The organism is Bacillus benzoevorans (assembly GCF_014207535.1).
GTDB classification, from domain to species: domain Bacteria; phylum Bacillota; class Bacilli; order Bacillales; family Cytobacillaceae; genus Bacillus_BD; species Bacillus_BD benzoevorans.
In genome coordinates this window covers 203148-223572 of record NZ_JACHGK010000006.1, presented here as the reverse complement: position 1 = coordinate 223572, position 20425 = coordinate 203148, and the positions used below count along the sequence as shown (strand labels likewise).

The window sequence follows — 20425 nt, the reverse complement described above, 5'->3', positions numbered from 1 at the left end:
CATTCCCATCCTCCGTTGTAAAGTTAGGATTAATCTTAGATAATCCCCTGTATTTCATGTAAAACACTTATAACAGAACTTGTCGAACGGCGCCCGTTTCTGGAATACACTTAGTAGTTATTCGAAAAGTTTTTTGTTGTCCTTTTTTGCTTAGCGTATCTGCCTATTTTGTAGATACGCGCCGATTCTGGAATACTGAAAACACGAAAAACTGAGATTCTTGGAAAATTTATACAAAGTCTTAATTAAAGCGTGATTCAACTAATTCAATCAATTTTTCTGTCTTCTCTTCTGAAACAGTATAAATGGTGTGCGTATCTTCCGGTTTCATAAATGTACTTCTTTGTCCTTTTTCACCAATCCATAAATACAAACTTTTTTAACCTTCTTTGCCATAAATGACTTCCAAATAAAATTCGGGGTCGACCATATCAACTACGCCAGGTTCTTTTATTGCGCTTGAAAAGATGTTCTGAAGGGCTTTTAGGGATTCTTTATCATCAAAGGTGATTTCATTGAAGCCTTTTGGTTTTGAAATGATGACGCTTTTAAAATCACTATCGATTGACAGTTTTATATCGTTTCCCGATTCAGTTGATGGATTAACAGTGGTTTCAATAGAAATATTTTCTTTAGATTGACAGCCAAAGAGAAGCGAAAAAATAAAAATTAAAAATAATGCCGTAAGACTAACTTTTTTCAAATCATATTGCCTCCCCAAGTTTACTATCACTAATCATTCTAATTAGACAGTCATACCCTTTAATTGTTTCTATGATTACTTGTTATTATCTAAATCACTATCAAGAAGTGATTTTTTATCCTCTTCAATTTCATACTCCTTTTTGATAAATTCACCAACAACAGACTTATTAATACCATCCTTTACAGCAGTTGAAATTACGATATACAGAATAAATAGACCAAAAATCCAAAGAATAATGGAAAAAACCAAGGTACCGAAAGCCAATTTATAATTCCCCCCAATAATCAGTCTTATAGTCTTATATATATTTTACCATTAAAGAGAACAGCATTTTTTAATAATTCTGTCAAACATCAAAACATTACTTTCCTCCGGAAAATCTAGAATTTAAAAGGACGCCTTCTAATTGAAAGCGCCCGATTGCTGAATAAGGTTATAAAGTAACAAACTTACATTTTCTCTGCTTATGAAGTTTAAAATATTCGCGAAATATATTTAATGTAGTTTAAAATAAAAATGTTAGACTAATAAATTTAGTCTAACATTTTTATTTTATATGCATTTTAAATCGATATCCCATGTAATAAAAGCTTTTTTTGGCTACTATTAAGAATAGAATTAGAAACAAGTTCAGGATAATTTCGAAGCACCGAATTACTTAATACTCTTAAAGGATCTTTACGATCAAGTTCAAGTACTTTTCCGTTATAATTTTGAATATTTCCATCGCAAATAGAATATTCCCCATTCCTTATCACATAAATAAACACCGGTCTCATTAAGCCGGTGTTTTTGCTCTCTGCTGCGGAAAAACAATTAATTTTTGCAAAGCGTAATTTAATAAGGTATAAAAACCAGTACTGACCAATATAGCAAGATCTGTTGAAATAGCGGCAGAAAAGATATGAGTATGGTCTAACACTAGCTGGACGGCGTGTTTGCCAATGTAGAATGAAACGAAATAACAGAACAAAATCACCGCCGCGAAGCGAACCAAACTCTGTGACACAGATGCTTTACTTTTAAAGGTAAAACTTCGATTCAAACAATAGCTGACACACGCCCCTATTGTATTTCCGAAAAAGGTGGCCATCCAATAGGAAAGGCCCAGCAAATGATAGAAGAGAAACATAACGGTCAAGCCAATGATCGTATTAGCTACACCAACGATGATAAAGCGGACAAAGGTAAATTTCATTTTCCCACCGTACTCATTAGGATCCCCGGCTGCTGTTCACTTTGTCCATGATTTGAGAAAGCATCCACCTCAATCGCATACCTTGGGCGCCGCTTTACCTCGCGATAGATTTTTCCGATATATTCGCCAATAATCCCCACAGCTAAAAGCTGCAGGCCGCCGACGAACCAGATGGAGATGATGATGGAAGTCCATCCCGATTCTGTATGTCCGGTCAGTTCTTGAAAGAGGGCATACCCGCCAGCCGCCGCGCTAATGATCACAGCCAGAAATCCCAAAAAGGTGACGAAACGAATCGGGGTGATACTGAAAGATGTGATCCCGTCAAAGGCAAATGCCAGCATTTTCTTCAATGGATACTTGGATTCCCCTGCCAATCTTTCTTTTCTATCATAGAAGACTTTGGTAGACTTGAAGCCGACAAGAGGAACGAGTCCCCGCAGAAAAAGATTCGTTTCCTTATATTTAAATAATTCCTCTAATGCCCTTTTGCTCATCAAGCGAAAATCAGCATGATTCGGAACTAAATGAATCCCGATTTTATTCATAAGACGGTAAAACCCCAATGCCGTTGTCCGCTTGAAAAACGTATCCGTTTCCCGCTTATCCCGTACCCCATACACGACATCAAAGCCATCCCAATATTTTTCCACAAACGTACGGATGACCCCGATATCATCCTGAAGGTCGGCATCAATGGAAACGACGCAATCCGATTTTGCTGCAGCTGTTTCAAGTCCTGCTAACAGAGCATTTTGATGTCCTACATTTCTGGCTAATTTCAGCCCTTTCACGAATGGATTTTCCGCCATCTCCTTTTCAATTAAGTCCCATGTCCGATCCTTACTGCCATCATCGACAAAGAGGATTTTACTTTCCCTTGATACGAGGACATCATCGATTAAATTAGTTAAAACCGCCGATAATTGCTTGGTAGTTTCCAGTAACACTTCTTCTTCGTTATAGCATGGAACAACGATTGTTAAGATAGGTCCTTTCATGATAATGACTCTCCCTTATAATCTAAATTCGATTCATTTTCTTTCGATGTCAAAGCCCCTTCTGTAATTCATCTACACGTACAGGGATAAAACCCTTTGTTTTCACTGTCTTCAATACATCCTTTAGCGCATTAATCGTATTTCTTGGCGCATCAAGCTCTGCCCCAGGTGTATCCCCGCAGTCATGCAGGAGGATGATGTCACCGCCTTTTATGCTTGCTAAACGCTGTTTAATCTTTTCACTGCCGCCGGAGGTGCGCCAATCTTCCGCCATGATCGACCAAAGAATCATCTTGTATGGGCCGCTTTTGACAAAATCAAAAAGATTGAGCATCCCCCATGGCGGACGATAATAAACGGGTCTTTCCCCGGTGTTCATTTCAATAATGGCGGCTGTATCCTCCAGCCCTTTGCGAACCTTCCAAGGAGACATAAACCAGTTCGAATGGTGAACATAATTATGAATCCCGATTAAATGGCCTTCTTGATGCATCCGCTGGATTAACTCAGGGTGCTTCTCCGCTTTGGAACCGACCACAAAAAAGGTCGCCTTGACCTCATTTTTCTTCAATAAGTCAAGCAGGATTGGGGTATAAGTCGGGTCCGGTCCATCATCAAACGTAAAGGCAATCTTTGCTGGATCGTCCCCCCGCTTAAAAACCTTTAGCCCTAAACCACGTGACAGAAAATAGGGGATAACGGTGTAGAATAAAATAAAAAAAATGATCATAGCAGTAATGTATCCCATCCTAAATCTTCACCTCTAATTCCTCTCGCTTTTGCACCACTCTTCTATTGCTTGATTTACGTATTTGCCCTCGTTTAGCCGCCCTGTCAATCACTCGCAGGGCATCCTGAGACGATGTTTTCGTTTGATTTTCTTCCATTCTCTGTTTCATCCGTATTAACGGTGCTGAATCGTGGACAAGATTTTCAATCTGCTCCAACAAATCTTTTTCCGACCTCGAAATAAAGGCGAACCCCGAACGATATAAATATTCCGCATTGTCTTCTTCCTGGCCCGGCAGGGAATGATAAATGAGTAATGGCAAGTCCATCACCATTGCCTCTGAAATAGTGACCCCTCCCGGTTTCGTAATCATAAGATCTGAAATCGCCATTAATTCATTAATATTTTCGCAGTATCCTAAAATTCTTACATCATGCTTAGAATCCTTCAATTCCCACTCTAATTGTTTTTTTAGCTTCTTGTTTTTGCCGCAAACGATAAAGATCTGAAGCGGTGCAGAGATAGATTCCAAGGTCTGGAAGGTTGAAAGTCCCTTACTAAAGAAGCCATCTCCCCCGCCCATGATGAGAATCGTAAATACATTTGCATCAAGCTGATATTTATCTAACAGGGCCGCCTTCGGGGTAACTTCCGTAAATCTTTTTCGCACCGGAATTCCAGTGTGCTTGATTTTATTTTCTTCTACTCCTAGGGCAATCAAACGGTCGCGCACTTGTGTGGAACCTACGATATATTGATCGGTATAGGGATAGATCCAATAAGAATGGTCCGTATAATCCGTGATAATCGTAACCGCAGGAATATCAATCAATCCCTGCTCTTTTAACTTCGATATAATTCCGGCAGCGAATGGATAAGTACTAACCACCACTTTTGGCTTTATTTCTTGAATGATCTTAAGCATCGTTTGCATCCCCAATAAAAAGAGCGAATTTAACCTGACAGAAAAGGAATTTTTCACCCGGGTTTTCCGATAGAAAAAGCTGTACACTTGCGGAAACTTATTGATTCCCCTGTTATAAATGTAATGACTGATTGGATAAAGATGGGGATGAATCCACTCCATGATATCAATCGTGACAGGCTCAGCATCAGCAAGAAAAAAGTCCACGGCCTCACTGATGGCATTGGCTACTTGTTTATGTCCTTCCCCAAATGTGGCGGAAAGGATCAGATATTTATCCTTTTCACGGTCATTCATTCCATGTTCCTCCTCCCACCCTAAGCATATCTACACTTTTAATCTATCACCTAATTTTTTCAAACTTCCTATTTTCATCAATTTTTAATGAAACTGACAGGAAATTTTTAAGATGTTTATCCCCATAGAAAAAAGCACGGGATTGCCCCGTGCCTTTACTGTATCTTTCTATATCTTATAGTTCTGGATATAATACGAATTTGCTTGTTAAGTCTGCTACGCGTTTTGCCGCTTCTTGCAGTTTCGCTTCGTCTTCGTGGTTTTTCAATGTGAAACCAATGATCGATGCGATTTCGTCCATTTCTTCTAAACCGAAGCCGCGGGAAGTAACCGCTGCTGTACCGATACGGATACCGCTTGTGACAAATGGTTTTTCCGGATCAAATGGGATCGCATTTTTGTTCACGGTGATGCCCACTTCATCGAGAACATGTTCGGCAACTTTACCAGTTAAACCGACTGCACGAACGTCTACTAATAATAAGTGGTTGTCTGTTCCGCCTGATACAAGGGTAAGACCTTCTTTTTGCAAACCTTCAGCTAAACGTTTTGCATTGGCGATGATATTTTCTGCATAACCCTTGAAGCTGTCTTGAAGGGCTTCACCAAGAGCAATCGCTTTCGCAGAAATGACATGCATTAACGGACCGCCTTGGATTCCAGGGAAAACTGATTTATCGATTGCTTTAGCAAACTCTTCTTTACATAGAATCATCCCGCCGCGTGGTCCGCGTAATGTTTTATGTGTAGTAGTTGTCACAAAGTGTGCATGCGGCACTGGATTTGGATGAAGGCCTGCGGCAACAAGTCCGGCAATGTGAGCCATATCCACCATGAAATAGGCGCCTACTTCATCAGCGATTTCACGGAATTTCGCGAAGTCAATTTGTCGTGGATAAGCACTTGCACCGGCAACGATTAATTTTGGTTTATGTGCGAGGGCTTTCTCACGTACGTCATTATAATCAATACGGTGGTCTTTCTCATCTACCCCGTACTCAACGAAGTTATATTGAATTCCGCTGAAGTTCACATGGCTTCCGTGTGTTAAGTGTCCGCCGTGAGAAAGGTTCATCCCAAGAACGGTATCACCAGGCTTTAATACGGTGAAGTAAACAGCCATGTTCGCTTGTGCACCAGAATGAGGCTGTACGTTTACATGTTCTGCACCGAAGATTTGTTTGGCACGGTCACGTGCTAAATCTTCGACGATATCCACATATTCACAGCCGCCATAATAGCGTTTTCCTGGATAGCCTTCTGCATATTTATTAGTTAAAACAGTGCCTTGTGCTTCCATAACAGCTTCACTAACAAAGTTTTCAGATGCAATTAATTCAATTTTAGAACGCTGACGGCCGATTTCTTTTTGTATAGCTTGAAAAACTTGCTCATCCTGCTGCGCGATGTGTTTCATGTGTTTTTCCTCCCTATTGCTTTCATATTTTTTTATTTGTCAGGCTGTGCCTTATATAAATATTTCACATTTCCGAAAAATCTTTCTCCATTTTAACAGCTTTATTCGTATTTAGAAAGATGTTATTTTTCAGAAAACCCTTTCATTCTGCATTTTTTGACAATTTACTTGTTTAATTCTTCCTATTCCCCTATTTATCGACATTAGTTTTCACATTCATTCCATGATTCATGCGGAGTATAACCTGTTTCAGGATTATTTTTTCCAATGGCTGTGTTAAAGGTCAATGTTGATTTTTTATCCCTAGTTGATTGGAGTGGAAGGCACGAAGACTCCCGCGGGAGAAGCGAGACAGACGAGACCCCGCAGACACGAAGTGTCGAGGAGGCTCGTCGGTCGCCCGCAGAACCGTGCGTGCCTGGAACGGAAATCAACAATCAAGTTTAACAGAGACATTCCAATAAAAAAGGCAGATAAGAAGTGTTCATATCTGCCTTGACTAATCATAGAATATTCATTTTTAATGGCAGCTTTCATTAGCGGCTGTCTTCTTGTAAACAGCGCGTTCGCCGCCAATGAGCTTTGCCCGCGTTTTAGCCATCGTTACATGGGCATTTCCTATCTCTTTAACTGAAGTACGAAGCGGTACCGCCACATGCTTTAAATGCATGCCAATCAAGGTGTCACCGATATCAATTCCAGCATCTGCTTTGATGAATTCGACGACGACCGGGTCTGATAGATGTTCAAACGCATAAGTGGCCATTGCTCCGCCTGCATGGCGAACGGGCACGACCGAGACGATTTCCAGTGCTTGTTTTTCAGCTGTTTCCCTCTCAACGACCAGGGCACGGTTTAAATGCTCGCAGCATTGAAAGGCAAGGGACACACCTGTTTCTTCACGGAATTTCTGCAGCGCGTTAAAGATCATTTCGGCTGCCTCAAGCGTTCCGGATGTCCCTATTTTCTTCCCGCATACTTCACTCGTGCTGCACCCGATAACCAGGGTATCCTTTTTCCCAAGTTCCGCCTGCTGTTGAAATTCAGACAAAATCGATTCAGTTTGTTTGCGCCATTCCTGCATGGTTGGTCATCCCCTTACATAACTTCTTGTCTTATTGTTCCACTAAAAGCCTATTACATATGCTGGTCTTCGTAAGCAGTAATTTTGCCGACGCGGTTTGCATGGCGGCCGCCTTCGAATTCACCCTTCAGCCATGTTTCTGCGATTAAGCGGGCTAATCCAGGTCCAATTACACGCTCGCCCATTGCCAATACATTTGTATCATTATGCTCGCGGGTAACTTTTGCTGTGAACACATCATGGACAAGCGCACAGCGGATTCCTTTTACTTTATTCGCTGCAATACTCATTCCGATGCCTGTACCGCAAATTAAAATACCGCGGTCATATCCGCCGTTGGCTACAGCTTCTGCCACTGGAATCGCGTAATCCGGATAATCGACAGATGTTCCGCATTCACAGCCGAAATCCTTGTATTCAATTCCTAATTCCTCAAGCAATGAAATGATTTCCTTTCGGATATTCACGCCGCCGTGATCTGAACCTATTGCTACTTTCATCTAGATGTCTCCCTCCATTTTTCATTGAACATTTTTATCCACCTTATTTTGACATAATTTGCACCATAATTAAAGATACAAACCATGCCGCTTTTCTACTGTCCGCCTTCCTCTTCGGTTAAAAAGGGAATGATTTTCTCGATCGCTTCCTTCATTTGCAGGAACGTTTTTTTATAAGTTTCAACAGACCCGCCATAAGGGTCGGCAATGTCAGCATGACCATCCATTTCCGCAAATTCTTTCAACGTAAAGGTTTTTTCAATCGCCCGCGGGAATCTTCCAGCAAGCGCCTGCTTATGACCGGTTGTCATCGTCAAGATATAGTCCGCCCAGGCAATTAGCTCTTCATTCAATTTTGTGGATTGGTGATTATGAGGAATTTGATATTCATCCAGTACTTTCATCGCATTAACAGAGGCATTGCCCCCATTTTCTGCATACACCCCGGCAGACTTCACTTCAATTCCGGAAATATTCATATTCCTCAGCATCGCCTCGGCCATCGCGCTCCGGCAAGTATTTCCGGTACAAACAAATAAAATATGATTCATTTTCTCCCCAACCCCCCTTTTAAAAAGTTAATCAGGTTTCTTATACAAATAGATTATATATGAAATCTATATTAAATCTGACACCTGTTTGATAAATTCCTTCGTTAACAACGATTGGGTTCGATTGATATGATAGGTTAAATAAAAATACCGTTCCATTTTAAAATCTTCGAGGGGATACATATGAATATGATTCATTTTTGCATGTTCTTTTGCGGCAATTTCAGACATAATCGCAACACCAATTTCCTCCATCACAAACTGAACCACGCTTTGACTGCTGTCTGCATAGGCAATCACATTTAGCTTTTCTTTCGCGATCCCATACTTCTTCAGATAACGGTCCACCATTGCATTGGTACCAGAATCTGAGTTTCTCATGATAAACGGATACTTGACTACATCTTTACAATAAACCGGTTCTGTTAATTCTAGAGCTAAAGGAGTAATTAATGCTAATTTCTCCTTTACAAGTGGAATAAAACGCAATTTGTCGTTTCCATACTTTTCCCCTAAGATCCCTAAATCTACTGAACCATTCAACACCCTTTCAGCTACACTTTTTGATGATGACTGATCCACATAAAAGGTTACTCCTTTATGTTCTTTCCTAAAGGCTTTCACCATTTTTGGGATGATAAATTGACTTGGAACCGAACTGGCCGCAATACGGATGTTCCCTTTCATACTACTCATACCCTCATTCAAATCGAGTAATGCTTCATCTTTTAAATGTAATAAGCGCACCGCCCATTTATATAAACGCTCACCGTATGGCGTCAGAATGCTTTCACGGCCAACACGGTCAAAAAGAGCGACCCCTAAGGATTTTTCTAGTGAATGAATATGTGAACTAACTGTTGATTGGCTTAAATATATATCTTCCGCTGCTTTTGAAAAACTCTTATGCTCGACGACCTTTGTAAAAATATAAAGTTGATGTAAATCCATTATTTGCCATACACCTCAAAAAATAAGCAGCCTATCCATAAAAGACAGATAAATACTTATTGTAATATAATATAATTGTAAAGAATATTGCCTTTTAATTCAATTTTATTATGCACAGAGACCGGCATTTGCCATCTATAATTATATCTTATTAAATGAATAGGGGGATATTAAATTATATAAAGTGCCTGACCCTAGTCAATCTAGGGAGGGCTTTTTGAACGCCAAGGAATTAAGCATTTAAGTTAAAATATAATATTCTAGAACCGCAATACATAAGTGGAGGGATTTCTTTGAAAAAGGTACTGTATGATTGCGACAACACAATGGGGCTTCCATTCAAAGATGTAGATGACGGGTTAACCCTTATGTACTTAATTGGAAATCGTAACATTGATTTACTCGGTGTCACCACAACATTTGGCAACAGCCATATAGAAGATGTCTTTCAAGCAACGACCAAACTAGTTAACGATCTCAGCATAGGCGATATCCCGCTCAAAAAAGGAGCCGGGAAAGGTTCTGACAGAAAAAGTGAAGCGGCCGCTTTTCTTGTTCAGATGGTCAATCAATATCCTAATGAAATAACGATACTGGCTACCGGTTCGCTTACGAATTTATATGGAGCTTATGAGCTTGATCCGGAATTTTACCAAAAGATTAAAGAAATCGTATTAATGGGAGGATTAACAAAGCCGCTCATCATCAATGGCAGGAATCTGGATGAATTAAACTTTTCCGTTGATAGCGAAGCAAGCTGCAACGTCCTTCATTCCGGGGCAAAAATCACGACGATGACCGGTCATATTTGTCTGCAGGCAGAATTCAGAAGAAAGGAATACGAGAGACTGATGGAAAATAAGGATATTGCTTCTTATGCCTATATTAAGGAACAATCCTATGCCTGGTATGAAAATTTCAAAGAACTTTTTGCCACAGAAGGTTTCTTCAATTGGGATATTGTCTCAGGCGTATATATTACACATCCAGAACTATTTGCAGACAGTTATCAATCCATTATTTCCAGTGAAAGGGATTTACAGAAGGGATTTTTAAGAATCGAAGGCGAGCATGAGAACGGATCGATCATCAATATTCCAACCGAAATCAAAGATACCGATCTTTTCAACGAAATCATTTTCGAAGCATGGAAAAAGGTTAAAATTAAGGGGATTTAAAAACACGTGCCAATACCTTCAAAGGTGTTGGTCTTTTTTTAAAAAGACAGTTTTTAAGTGATAAATGTTGTTTCCATGATTGCTTTGATTATGTTTAATGAAGGGAGAACAACACGAAAGAAGGTTGTTATATGGGCAAACAGCAAACGCTTGAAGACATTCAGCAAGCAATCCGTGTAAAATATGCAAAAGTATCCCATTCATCCAAAGGAATATTTTCTTATCCTACAGGAGAAAAGGGAGCCAATTTCTTAGGCTATGATCTATCTGAATTTACTAATTTGCCTAAAAAACTATTAGAATCATTCTGCGGCGTAGGAAACCCTTTTTCATTAGGACCAATAAAAAAAGGAGATTCTGTCCTGGACATTGGTTGTGGAGCCGGTTTCGATCTTTTCGTAGCAAGTACAAAAGTTGGAGAAAACGGTAAAGTGTACGGAATTGACCTTACTCCTGAAATGGTCATGAAAGCAAAAGAAAACTTACAACAGACCCCCTGCCGAGCCAAAATTCAGGTCGGGAGTTCAGAAGCGATTCCGTTTGATTCGGAAACATTTGATGTGGTCACCTCAAACGGTGTTCTAAATTTATCACCATTAAAGGAAAAAAGTTTTAAGGAAATCTACCGTGTTCTCAAGCCAGGAGGACAACTACAGTTTGCAGATATCATTTTAAAAGAAGAACTCCCTGAAGAAGTAACGGGAAATCTAGATGCCTGGTCAAATTGAATTGGAGGAGCGATCTCAGGTAGAGATCTTGTCATATTGATGGAAAAGGTTGGCTTTACTCAAGTGGAGTTTGTTAGAGAAACCGGTATTTCTACCTCTAGATATACTGTAGGCGGAATAATCCGAGGAAAAAAAGGGAATCCAACTATCAATAGTAAAGATAGTAATTAAGGTAAAAGACGATTCTCCTACTATAAGGTGGGAAGAACCGTCTTTTTTTTCATAGCATCCTTCTTCATTTGTACAAATAAGAGGAGAAGGGCTAAGACTGAGCAGCTTCCCCTCCTTAATATCATTAAATAAGTATTTGCTTATTTTTTCATGTTAAAGAAAACCAAGAGTGTGAACCACCCGGCTATTTGATTGTGTTATTCTCCTGTTTCAGCAAAACGTTTTATTCTTTCTCCAATTTCATCGCGAACGCGCTGGAAGAATGCCCATTTCTCTTCCTCTGTACCCTGCGCTTTTGCCGGGTCGTCAAAGCCCCAGTGTTCGCGTTTTACATGCGGTGGTGTCATTGGACATTTGTCAGCAGCATCCCCGCATAAGGTAACCACTAAATTAGCATTATTAAGAATATCGGACTCAATGATATCGGATGTTTGACTGGAAATATCCATTCCTGCCTCTGCCATGGCTTTTACTGCATTCGAATTTAAACCATGCGCTTCAATACCGGCACTGCGGACATCCCATTCGTTTAGATCTAAATATTTTTTTGCCCAGCCTTCTGCCATTTGGCTTCGGCAAGAATTACCTGTACATAGAAAATAAATCGTTTTTTTATTTTGCATCAAACTCTCACCTTGCCCTTTAGAAATTAGAATAGCTAATTAGCCTATAATTTAATTACTTTAAAATATTTCTTTTGCCATCTTAAGGCTACATTAACTAGAGCTATGAGGACAGGGACCTCGACTAACGGTCCAATAACAGCTGCGAATGCTTCCCCGCTGTTAATCCCAAATACTGCTACAGCTACAGCAATGGCTAATTCAAAGTTGTTACTTGCTGCAGTAAAGGAAAGAGCTGCTGTAACAGGATAAGTAGCACCTGCTTTGCGTGATGCAAAGAAAGAAACGGCAAACATGATTAAGAAGTAAATCAACAATGGAATAGCAATACGGACAACATCCATTGGTAAAGCAATGATTTGATCTCCTTTTAGAGAGAACATCATCACAATCGTAAATAATAAAGCAATCAGTGTGAGTGGTGAAATTTTAGGCAGGAATTCGCCTTCATACCACTGCTTTCCTTTTACCTTAAGACCAATGAAACGTGTTAACATCCCGGTGACAAATGGAATACCTAGATAAATGAGTACACTTTTTGCTATTTCCCACATTGAAATAACAACAGTCAGATTTTCTAATCCGAACACACCGGGAAGAACATTTAAAAAGAAATAAGTAAAAACAGAATAGAATAAGATCTGGAATACAGAGTTAAATGCTACTAATCCAGCCACATATTCACGATCACCACGCGCCAAATCATTCCAGACAATAACCATGGCAATGCAACGAGCCAGCCCAATCATAATCAACCCGGCCATATATTCTGGTTTATCATGTAAAAAGATAATGGCTAAAAAGAACATTAAGAAAGGTCCTAATATCCAGTTCTGAAATAAGGATAGTAAGAGAACCTTCCAATCCTTAAAAACACGCCACATTTCCTCATATTTTACTTTCGCAAGCGGCGGATACATCATTATGATCAAGCCTATGGCAATCGGAATATTTGTCGTTCCTACTGAGAAGGTATCGAGAACCTCTTTAAAATTGGGTGCTACAACCCCAATTAAGATACCTAAAGCCATAGCTGCAAAAATCCACAGTGTTAAATATCGATCTAAAAATGACAGCTTTTTCGTTAAACTTTGATTTGACATCTTCATCACTCCTCGTATTGATGTCACTAACATTGGTGTTTAATAATTGAAATCTCTTCTAAGTGATCAATAATCGTTTGAATATAGGGTGGCAGCACATCATTTAATCGATAATGCTTCCATGTTCCTGACGATCTTTCAACAATAATTTCTGCTTCTTTTAACTTTTTTAATTGTTGACTGACAGCAGGTTGAGAGACATTTAAAACATCGACGAAATCACAAGCACATAGTTCCCCTTTTTTTAGACATGCCAATAGCTTTAAACGATTAGGATCACTTACGGCTTTTAACTGTTTAGCCATCACCTCTAAATGCTCCAAGCAAGGCACCCTCCTTCCTATATAACCATTCACTTATATAATAATATGCTTATATTTTATACGACATGTTATTTATCTTCAATACTTAAGTGAAATATTTCACAAATGGTTTTTAATCTATATTATTACAATGGCTATATCCCAAGCGATATGACTCGATTACTAAACAAGAAAAAATCCTGCTAAACAGGATTTTTAATCAAACATTATTTCACATCCGCAACGGACCCTTTCATGCATCGATCTCCTAAGACAAATGCCAAAAAGGGCTGCATAATTTTTTCATAAAATCTATTTGCAAAAATGACTTTATTTTTGCAAAGGTATCCATGTTCTTGATTTGTTTATTCGGGTCATGATACTCCACGAAGGCGTAGGCACACCATGCGAGGGCCCTTAAATAGAGGTAAGGTGTATATAACTGAACTCTATCACGAATGTTTTGATCCTCACCCTTTAATCCTTCCATATAGGTGCGCAAGAAAAGGTCTTTTTCCTCTTCGCTAAGAAGATAGTCTGTTTTCCACAAGGTAGTAGTCGGGGCGATAAATTGGGTTAAGTCCTGGGCCGGGTCAGAAATGACCGGTTTTTCCCAATCAATCAAATAGGATTTTTCCTTCCCAATAATAAAATTATGGGAATTCACTTCTGTATTATTGATAACGTGCCAAGGTTCATCGATAAAATACTGCTCCTTGCTTCGATTCACCTTGGCCCATTCTAAAAATTGCGCAAAAAAGGTTTTAACTTCGCTGCTGACATGCGGGCTGTCCCAAATATTCGCCAGAAGTCTTTCCCCTTCTTTAATCCGGTCGCTGAAAATACGATCCTCCACTTTAAAGTGGGTGTCATGCTGAACATCCACTGAATGGATCCTTGAAAAAATAGCAGCCGCTTTGGATAAATCTCTCTCATATCGGAGCGGCTCCCCTTCAAGAAATTCCATGATCAGTATCCCATATGGAAAAAAGGATAACGAATCGTCAACAAAAAACACCTTTGGCGTAACGCCTGACGGTTCCAAATATTTAATCGAATCATATTCATATCTTATTTGGTTTTCGTTTTCCATTTGACTGCCGGTGTTTACTCTAAAAACGTATGTATTTGGCGAAGAATCCAAAGTAAAGTTGATATTATATTCGCCTTGAGCAAGGAACCGGACTTCAGTATTTCGATTGATATTCAAATGACCTAAGTTTTGCTTATCATCGATATATTCCTTAATTTGTTCTAGTAATTTGTCTTTCAGCATCCTTACTTCTCCATTCCAAAATCCATTTCATCGTCTGGGAGGTTTTTGTGTTTTCATGCTTTCCCGCAAATGCGAATAAGTCCTCTTTCGTATCAATATCGCGATATTTCGCCCCCAGCCCAACCGTTAAATTCTGCTCGTTTCCAATATCAAAAGTTGCTTCCAATACGGACTTCCCGCCCCATTTTTTCGGGATATGGAATATCCTTTCATGGGCCGTTTTCATGCCAACGAGATAATATCCTCCATCATAAGTGGGTCCTAAAACGATATCATGCTTATCCAATAGCCAGAAAGAGGTTTGGATATCACTCGCTGACAAATCCGGTATGTCTGAACCAATTAAAACCACCTTTTTATAGCCCTTTTGTAAAACTTCATTTATAGCATTAAACATCCTTTCACCCAAATCCTCACCCTTTTGCGGAAAGGACTCTATCGACTCCGGAATAACATGTTCAAGAATGGACAAGGAATCTTTAGGCGTATAGGTCATAAAAAGATCGATACCCTTTAATTCCGTAAAAGTGGTCATCAGATCCTTCAAGAAAGCCATGTGCAACCCGGCACACTCATCGCCTGTCAGCAAATCCATTAACCTTGTTTTTGTTTTTCCCGCTATCGGGATTCTCGTCATTAGTATTAAAGCATCCATTATCTCACATCTCTATAGATTCTATTTAGTTTTTCCGGCGCTGTTCCTAATAAGTAAAGGACCTTGATTTTATGCATCTTGAGCAGAGTTTTTAACTGCCCGTCCCTTTGGAACCGTCTAGCTGAAGTCCCGATTTCTTTATCAATTATTTTCATCCTTCCAAGCCGGTGGATTCTGCGGGAAAACTCCCAATCCTCCATGAGCTCCATATCGCGGAAACCTTCCAGCTTTTCAAAGATATCTCTTCTCATGAAAATACCTTGGTCGCCGAAAATCAATTTAAAATATTTTGCTCTTAGATTAGAGGAATAAGCTAAAAATCTCATAAATCTTGTATCTAAATCGTAGAAGTAAAGCCTAAAGCAGCCCCCGATATAGTTTTCTGCTATTGTCTTTTCAATCGCACAAATACTGTGTAGATGGAGCTCCGAATCAGAATGAACAAACCAAAGAATGTCCCCCTTTGCGACTCTCGCGCCGGCATTCATCTGCTTGGCTCTTCCTTTTGCACTAGTGATGACCCGCGCATAGCGGCTTGCTATTGCCACCGTGTTATCGAGGCTTCCCCCATCGACAACGATCAATTCTTTTTCTCCGGAAAGCTTCATTATATTGCTTAAACACTTTTCGATTGTCTTTTCTTCATTGAGTACTGGGATAATAATGGTTATCAAAACTTCTCTTCCTTCAACTATTCTGCAAATATTATCGGATCACTTAGATGAACTTCAAGGGAGACTTGATCGCCACTGTTATAAAAAGATGCCGATTGGGAGACAACCTTAAGCTCGATTCCAAAAACAACAACAGTATAATACACTCTTTCCCCTGCATATTTTCTTGATACAATCGTTCCTTCAAGATCCATTGTCCCAGCAGGAAAAATCGCGATATCCTCCGGTTTTATCATAAGCTTAGCTTTACTCGCATCTCCTTTAGCTGTATGTATCGTTACGATGTCTGATTGGAAACGCCCATTTTGAATCCTGCCTGGAATAAAATTTTTCTCCCCGAGGAAATGGGCCACTTCTATTGAGTTGGGCTTTTGATACAATTCTTCCGGAGTCCCAAATTGTTTGATTTGGCCATTGAGCATAAAGGCAATTTTATCCGAAGACATTAACGCTTCCTCTTTATCATGCGTCACTAAAATAGTTGTCATGCGCAAATCCCTTTGGATCGCGAAGGTTAACTCCCGAATCTCCTGCCTAAGCTTCGGATCGAGGTTTGAAAAGGGCTCATCAAGCAGCAGGACTTTTGGGCGGACAGCGAGCGCTCTGGCTAATGCTATTCTCTGCTGCTGCCCGCCTGAGAGTTCATGAGGATACTTACGATTCGTTCCCTTTAGTTTTACGAGGTCGAGCATCTCCTCGACCCGTTCCCTTATTTCCTTTCTTGGATACTTTGCCATCTTGAGACCGAAGCCAATGTTTTGCTCCACATTCAAATGCGGGAAAAGAAGGTGGTCCTGAAAGACAATGACCGCCCCTCTTTTTTCCGTTGCCCGCTTTGTAATGTTTTCGTCCCCGATAAAAACAGCCCCATCATCAGGCTGAAGCAGACCCGCAATCACCTTCAATGTCGTCGTTTTTCCGCATCCCGATGGTCCAAGCAGAGAAACGACTGTTCCATCCTCTACTTCAAAATCAATATGATCCAGCACTTTTCTTTTAGCAAAAGATTTTGCTATGTTTTTCACTGTTATTTTAGACATAATGATATTCCCCTAGTTTCCCCTTATAAAATCGACTCGTCAGTTTTTCAATGATCATTAAGAAGATGAAGGCCGTCAGAATAAATACGACACTGTATACCGAGCCAAGCATCCTGTCACCGCTTTGGACAAACGGGAACATCAGCATGGAAAAGGTAATAATTTTCCCTCCGCCGATCAAAAATGTTAAGAAATACTGGCTGAAGGAGACAATAAAAGCCATGCTCCCGGCGGAAATAATCCCCGGCAGGATCATAGGCAGCGTGACATAAACATATGTCTGAATTTTCCCAGCACCTAACACCCGGGCCTGCAGCTCCATTTTTTCCCCCACTAATTCAAAAACAGATTTAAGAATCCTTACCGTATAGGGGATGCATGGGATAAGGTGGATCAATACCACGCCTATCAACGTATTTGCAAGCCCCATGCGTATAAACTGCACATGGATTCCCATCGCAACGGCCACGGTAGGAACAATAATGGGAGCGAAGGTTAGAATCTCAATCAACCTTTTTCCCCTGAATTGATACAAAGCCAGCGCCTTAGCAGCAGGGATGGTAATCACTAAGACCGCCAGCGTAACAATAAAAGATAATCCAAGACTAAAAAGTAAAACCTGGATGCTTTTTGATGAGGGGGCAATAAAATACTCCCAACCCCGCATCCCAAAATCAGAAGGAAAAATTTTCGGCCAAGGCCAATTCCTGGCGAAACTCCATATGATGATCACTGCCAGCGGTAATAATAAAATGCCGAGAAAAAATCCTACTATCCATTTATAGCGTAAGTTTGTTTTATTCTTCATTTCATCACCTTGTGTATTTCATTACCTTTTCAAAAGCTTTGTAATAGAGCCATGTCAGGATGACCGCAATCAGGGTAATCAGCATATTATAAACCATGGCATAAGGTCTGTTCCCGAGGACCGGGTTGCTGTATTCGATAAAGGCCTGTACCGGCAAAGCCTTTGGCTGCGTCGGTCCCAGCAAAAGAGGCAGCTCGTACGCTCCGAAAGAAAAGGCAAAGATAATAATAAATGAGGACAATACAGAAGGCATGATAAGCGGTAATAGTACATAGAAAAACACTTGTTTTTTATTGGCTCCAAGGTTATAAGCTGCATCGGATAATTTTTTTGAGACATGCTTAAGAACCGTATACGTCGTTAGAGCAACAAAGGGAGTTTCCTTCCATATATAAGCGGCGATGATGCCCACTCCGTTTGCCTCATAAAGGAATGAAGGAAACTGGTCTTGACTGTGAATCAAGCCAATTTCAAATAAAACCCTGGGCAGAATCCCTGTTTGAGAAAAGATATTATAGACAAGCAGTGCCGCAACAATATGTGGCACTGCAATAGGGATCCGGTAAAGGTATTCTACCGTGTCTTTATTCCCCTTCATTTGCAGGATGGAATAGGCCAGTAAAATCCCTAAAACAACCGCTATGATGGAGGATACGGTTGCTGTATACAGGCTGAACCTCAATGATGATAGGAAAGCTGAATCGGTTAAGACTTCCCTGTAGTATTTCAGGGTAAAATCAGTTAAGCCAATCACTTTGAAATATCCAAAGCTCTGCAGAAGCCCGAGTATTATGCCTGCGGCGAAAATCCCGATTAAAATCAAAAGCATCGGAGCCAGCAGCAGATAGGGTTGCAGCTTTCCTCGCCAATTATTCACCAGGTATTTCTTCCAGCCAAATTTTTTCGATAATTGGCACTAGATTAGCTGGCATTTCAGGAACTCTATGCTCTGCCAGTACATCCCCAGGTAATGTTGCTTCGCCCAAATCAACGGATGCTATTCTGTCCTTTTCCTCTTGACTAAGCTTCGCTTGGTCTAATACAGGCAGATCCCCCCATGTCGCCGGGTCGTATTTCGTTGCCTGGGACTCAACATTTAAAATATAGTTGATTAACGCAAGAGCTCCCTCTTTATTCGGTGCATTATGCGGGATGGCTAGGAAATGCGTATTTCCAATTGTCCCTTTATCAAAGACAAATGTTTTTGTGGACTGAGGAAACTCGCCTGTTTCAATAGCACCAGAGGCTGAATTTGGATTATAGGACATCGTCAGCCAAACCTCACCATCGGCATACATATTATCAAGCAGCGGAGCTTCAGCTGGATAAGTGACTCCCTTTTTCCACAAATAAGGCTTTAATTCTTTAAAATACTCAATCGCTGGAGCAATGGCCTCCCTTACGACCGCTTCATCCGCCTTCATATCCATGAACTGTTCATATCCTACGATGTCATAGATCATATTTCTTACAAAAGCGGAGCCGGTAAAATCAGGTGGCGCCGGATAGGTAAACTTGCCTGGATTCGCTTTGGCCCATTCTAATAATTGCTGGTGATCGACCGGTGTTTTGTCGATGTGATGACTATCGTAAACCATGACAAATTGTGCTTTACCGTATGGAGCTTCATACCCTTTAACAGGATAACCAAAATCATATTGTACATCGGGTGATTTCTTATCAATATATTTATTGAAATTCGGCAGTTTGTCCGTAAAAGGACCAAACAGCAAATCATTCTTCATCGCCGTAAAGAAGTTTTCTCCATTAATCCATACAACATCAACGCTGCCTTTTTCAACTTTCAATTGCTTTTCGTTCAGCATAATATTTAAGACTTCATCAATATTCATGCCTACACGTTCGACCTTGATATCGTAGTCCTTCTTTACATTTTCCGTCAGGTAGTTGTCAATCCAGGCATTTGTCTTATCGCTGCCGCCCCACCCGTAGAATCTGACAGTAGTCCCTTTAGCATCTTTAAGGATCTGTTCAAAGTCCTTATCCAGTACATCGGCATGTTTAGTTTCTTCAGAGGTATTTTCTTTTGTATTTTTATTAGAAGTACATCCTGCAGCGATTAGCATCACGCACAGCATTAGGACAAACCATATTTTTTTCTTGAACAACACTTCAACATCCTCTCTTAACTATCTTGATAAAAATCTTATAGATTACAATTCGACTTGCATTGGAAATAACCTTCCAGCTGTCCTAACAAAAAAAGAGACGAAAACCTAGTCGGTTAGTTCACCTTGCCAAATCTTCCTTTCCATTTATATGGAAGCTTGATGATCGTCTCGGACTCTTTTATTTCTTTTAAGTATTGGAGGCAGTCTAATAGAATTTGTCTTTGCATCTCTACCTCACCCGCTTTTCCAAAACTGCGCCCTAAAGGAAACTTCGTCTGCAGCGCACGGGAAACGCGAACCTTTCTCGTTAAATTGCCTAAATGGGTAATAGAAATCGCCGGAATTCCCGCCTTTTCAATTCCATATTGAATCAAT

At 40.2% G+C, this 20425-nt stretch carries 23 protein-coding genes and 1 pseudogene; 2 read left to right on the top strand and 22 right to left on the bottom strand.

All coding sequences use genetic code 11. The features are described from left to right. Positions 1-241 precede the first annotated feature (241 nt). The 11 genes and pseudogenes from HNR53_RS10885 to HNR53_RS10835 form a co-directional block, all read right to left on the bottom strand. Positions 242-703 (bottom strand): annotated as a pseudogene (locus HNR53_RS10885) (YhfM domain-containing protein). Between the two features lie 75 nt (positions 704-778). Beyond that, positions 779-970, bottom strand: coding sequence for a hypothetical protein (locus HNR53_RS10880; protein WP_184525795.1), 192 nt, complete (start codon positions 968-970; stop codon positions 779-781). A gap of 514 nt (positions 971-1484) precedes the next feature. Continuing rightward, the gene (locus HNR53_RS10875; protein WP_184525793.1) at positions 1485-1904 is read right to left on the bottom strand and encodes a GtrA family protein; all 420 of its coding nucleotides are present in this window, start codon (positions 1902-1904) and stop codon (positions 1485-1487) included. Next, a complete protein-coding gene (locus tag HNR53_RS10870) occupies positions 1901-2905 on the bottom strand; it encodes a glycosyltransferase family 2 protein (protein ID WP_184525791.1) in 1005 nt (334 codons plus the stop codon). Before HNR53_RS10870 ends, HNR53_RS10875 begins: the two co-directional genes overlap by 4 nt. 49 nt (positions 2906-2954) lie before the next feature. Continuing rightward, positions 2955-3653: a polysaccharide deacetylase family protein gene (locus HNR53_RS10865; RefSeq protein ID WP_184525789.1), complete on the bottom strand. Its 699-nt coding sequence runs from the start codon at positions 3651-3653 to the stop codon at positions 2955-2957. A 1-nt stretch (position 3654) separates the two neighbouring features. Continuing rightward, positions 3655-4857, bottom strand: coding sequence for an MGDG synthase family glycosyltransferase (locus HNR53_RS10860; protein ID WP_184525787.1), 1203 nt, complete (start codon positions 4855-4857; stop codon positions 3655-3657). A gap of 175 nt (positions 4858-5032) precedes the next feature. Then, positions 5033-6274: a serine hydroxymethyltransferase gene (locus HNR53_RS10855; RefSeq protein ID WP_184525785.1), complete on the bottom strand. Its 1242-nt coding sequence runs from the start codon at positions 6272-6274 to the stop codon at positions 5033-5035. A 520-nt stretch (positions 6275-6794) separates the two neighbouring features. Continuing rightward, positions 6795-7358, bottom strand: a complete 564-nt coding sequence (locus HNR53_RS10850; RefSeq protein WP_184525783.1) for a TIGR01440 family protein — start codon at positions 7356-7358, stop codon at positions 6795-6797. Positions 7359-7411: 53 nt separating this feature from the next. Continuing rightward, positions 7412-7858, bottom strand: coding sequence for a ribose 5-phosphate isomerase B (gene rpiB / locus HNR53_RS10845; protein WP_184525781.1), 447 nt, complete (start codon positions 7856-7858; stop codon positions 7412-7414). Positions 7859-7953: 95 nt separating this feature from the next. Next, complete coding sequence (locus tag HNR53_RS10840; RefSeq protein WP_184525779.1) at positions 7954-8409, bottom strand: low molecular weight protein arginine phosphatase; 456 nt, start codon at positions 8407-8409, stop codon at positions 7954-7956. Positions 8410-8475: 66 nt separating this feature from the next. Next, on the bottom strand, positions 8476-9360 hold the full coding sequence (locus HNR53_RS10835) for a selenium metabolism-associated LysR family transcriptional regulator (RefSeq protein WP_184525777.1): 885 nt from the start codon (positions 9358-9360) through the stop codon (positions 8476-8478). Between the two features lie 293 nt (positions 9361-9653). Here HNR53_RS10835 and HNR53_RS10830 point away from each other — a divergent pair, with 293 nt between their 5' ends. Beyond that, positions 9654-10538: a nucleoside hydrolase gene (locus HNR53_RS10830; protein WP_184525775.1), complete on the top strand. Its 885-nt coding sequence runs from the start codon at positions 9654-9656 to the stop codon at positions 10536-10538. Between the two features lie 131 nt (positions 10539-10669). After that, entirely contained in the window at positions 10670-11437 is a 768-nt protein-coding gene (locus tag HNR53_RS10825; RefSeq protein ID WP_272483568.1) for a methyltransferase domain-containing protein, read from the top strand. A 197-nt stretch (positions 11438-11634) separates the two neighbouring features. Here the strand turns inward: HNR53_RS10825 and arsC are convergent, their stop codons facing one another. The 11 genes from arsC to HNR53_RS23660 form a co-directional block, all read right to left on the bottom strand. Continuing rightward, entirely contained in the window at positions 11635-12060 is a 426-nt protein-coding gene (arsC, locus tag HNR53_RS10820) for an arsenate reductase (thioredoxin) (protein ID WP_184525771.1), read from the bottom strand. A gap of 44 nt (positions 12061-12104) precedes the next feature. Then, positions 12105-13163 carry an ACR3 family arsenite efflux transporter gene (gene arsB, locus HNR53_RS10815; RefSeq protein WP_184525769.1) on the bottom strand — a complete coding sequence of 353 codons (1059 nt, stop codon included), beginning with the start codon at positions 13161-13163 and terminating at the stop codon, positions 12105-12107. A gap of 26 nt (positions 13164-13189) precedes the next feature. Continuing rightward, positions 13190-13486, bottom strand: a complete 297-nt coding sequence (locus HNR53_RS10810) for an ArsR/SmtB family transcription factor (protein WP_246439530.1) — start codon at positions 13484-13486, stop codon at positions 13190-13192. 247 nt (positions 13487-13733) lie between these two features. Next, entirely contained in the window at positions 13734-14741 is a 1008-nt protein-coding gene (locus HNR53_RS10805) for an aminoglycoside phosphotransferase family protein (protein WP_184525767.1), read from the bottom strand. After that, on the bottom strand, positions 14710-15396 hold the full coding sequence (locus tag HNR53_RS10800) for a TIGR04282 family arsenosugar biosynthesis glycosyltransferase (RefSeq protein WP_184525765.1): 687 nt from the start codon (positions 15394-15396) through the stop codon (positions 14710-14712). Before HNR53_RS10800 ends, HNR53_RS10805 begins: the two co-directional genes overlap by 32 nt. Beyond that, positions 15396-16070: a TIGR04283 family arsenosugar biosynthesis glycosyltransferase gene (locus HNR53_RS10795; RefSeq protein ID WP_184525763.1), complete on the bottom strand. Its 675-nt coding sequence runs from the start codon at positions 16068-16070 to the stop codon at positions 15396-15398. Before HNR53_RS10795 ends, HNR53_RS10800 begins: the two co-directional genes overlap by 1 nt. Before the next feature lie 17 nt (positions 16071-16087). Beyond that, a complete protein-coding gene (locus tag HNR53_RS10790) occupies positions 16088-17110 on the bottom strand; it encodes an ABC transporter ATP-binding protein (RefSeq protein ID WP_184525761.1) in 1023 nt (340 codons plus the stop codon). Further along, complete coding sequence (locus HNR53_RS10785; RefSeq protein WP_184525759.1) at positions 17103-17918, bottom strand: ABC transporter permease; 816 nt, start codon at positions 17916-17918, stop codon at positions 17103-17105. The genes HNR53_RS10790 and HNR53_RS10785 overlap by 8 nt, the downstream gene beginning before the upstream one ends. A gap of 4 nt (positions 17919-17922) precedes the next feature. Beyond that, a complete protein-coding gene (locus HNR53_RS10780) occupies positions 17923-18795 on the bottom strand; it encodes an ABC transporter permease subunit (RefSeq protein WP_221452291.1) in 873 nt (290 codons plus the stop codon). Further along, positions 18788-20047, bottom strand: coding sequence for an ABC transporter substrate-binding protein (locus HNR53_RS10775; RefSeq protein ID WP_221452290.1), 1260 nt, complete (start codon positions 20045-20047; stop codon positions 18788-18790). Before HNR53_RS10775 ends, HNR53_RS10780 begins: the two co-directional genes overlap by 8 nt. Before the next feature lie 116 nt (positions 20048-20163). Further along, a complete protein-coding gene (locus HNR53_RS23660) occupies positions 20164-20424 on the bottom strand; it encodes a hypothetical protein (RefSeq protein ID WP_184525755.1) in 261 nt (86 codons plus the stop codon). Position 20425: the final 1 nt, after the last annotated feature.

Bases quoted from the DNA above. Each gene is read 5' to 3' on its own strand.
- HNR53_RS10875 (WP_184525793.1), bottom strand. From the start codon at position 1,904: ATGAAATTTACCTTTGTCCGCTTTATCATCGTTGGTGTAGCTAATACG.
- HNR53_RS10870 (WP_184525791.1), bottom strand. From the start codon at position 2,905: ATGAAAGGACCTATCTTAACAATCGTTGTTCCATGCTATAACGAAGAA.
- HNR53_RS10865 (WP_184525789.1), bottom strand. From the start codon at position 3,653: ATGGGATACATTACTGCTATGATCATTTTTTTTATTTTATTCTACACC.
- HNR53_RS10860 (WP_184525787.1), bottom strand. From the start codon at position 4,857: ATGAATGACCGTGAAAAGGATAAATATCTGATCCTTTCCGCCACATTT.
- HNR53_RS10855 (WP_184525785.1), bottom strand. From the start codon at position 6,274: ATGAAACACATCGCGCAGCAGGATGAGCAAGTTTTTCAAGCTATACAA.
- HNR53_RS10850 (WP_184525783.1), bottom strand. From the start codon at position 7,358: ATGCAGGAATGGCGCAAACAAACTGAATCGATTTTGTCTGAATTTCAA.
- rpiB (WP_184525781.1), bottom strand. From the start codon at position 7,858: ATGAAAGTAGCAATAGGTTCAGATCACGGCGGCGTGAATATCCGAAAG.
- HNR53_RS10840 (WP_184525779.1), bottom strand. From the start codon at position 8,409: ATGAATCATATTTTATTTGTTTGTACCGGAAATACTTGCCGGAGCGCG.
- HNR53_RS10835 (WP_184525777.1), bottom strand. From the start codon at position 9,360: ATGGATTTACATCAACTTTATATTTTTACAAAGGTCGTCGAGCATAAG.
- arsC (WP_184525771.1), bottom strand. From the start codon at position 12,060: ATGCAAAATAAAAAAACGATTTATTTTCTATGTACAGGTAATTCTTGC.
- arsB (WP_184525769.1), bottom strand. From the start codon at position 13,163: ATGTCAAATCAAAGTTTAACGAAAAAGCTGTCATTTTTAGATCGATAT.
- HNR53_RS10805 (WP_184525767.1), bottom strand. From the start codon at position 14,741: ATGCTGAAAGACAAATTACTAGAACAAATTAAGGAATATATCGATGAT.
- HNR53_RS10800 (WP_184525765.1), bottom strand. From the start codon at position 15,396: ATGGATGCTTTAATACTAATGACGAGAATCCCGATAGCGGGAAAAACA.
- HNR53_RS10790 (WP_184525761.1), bottom strand. From the start codon at position 17,110: ATGTCTAAAATAACAGTGAAAAACATAGCAAAATCTTTTGCTAAAAGA.
- HNR53_RS10785 (WP_184525759.1), bottom strand. From the start codon at position 17,918: ATGAAGAATAAAACAAACTTACGCTATAAATGGATAGTAGGATTTTTT.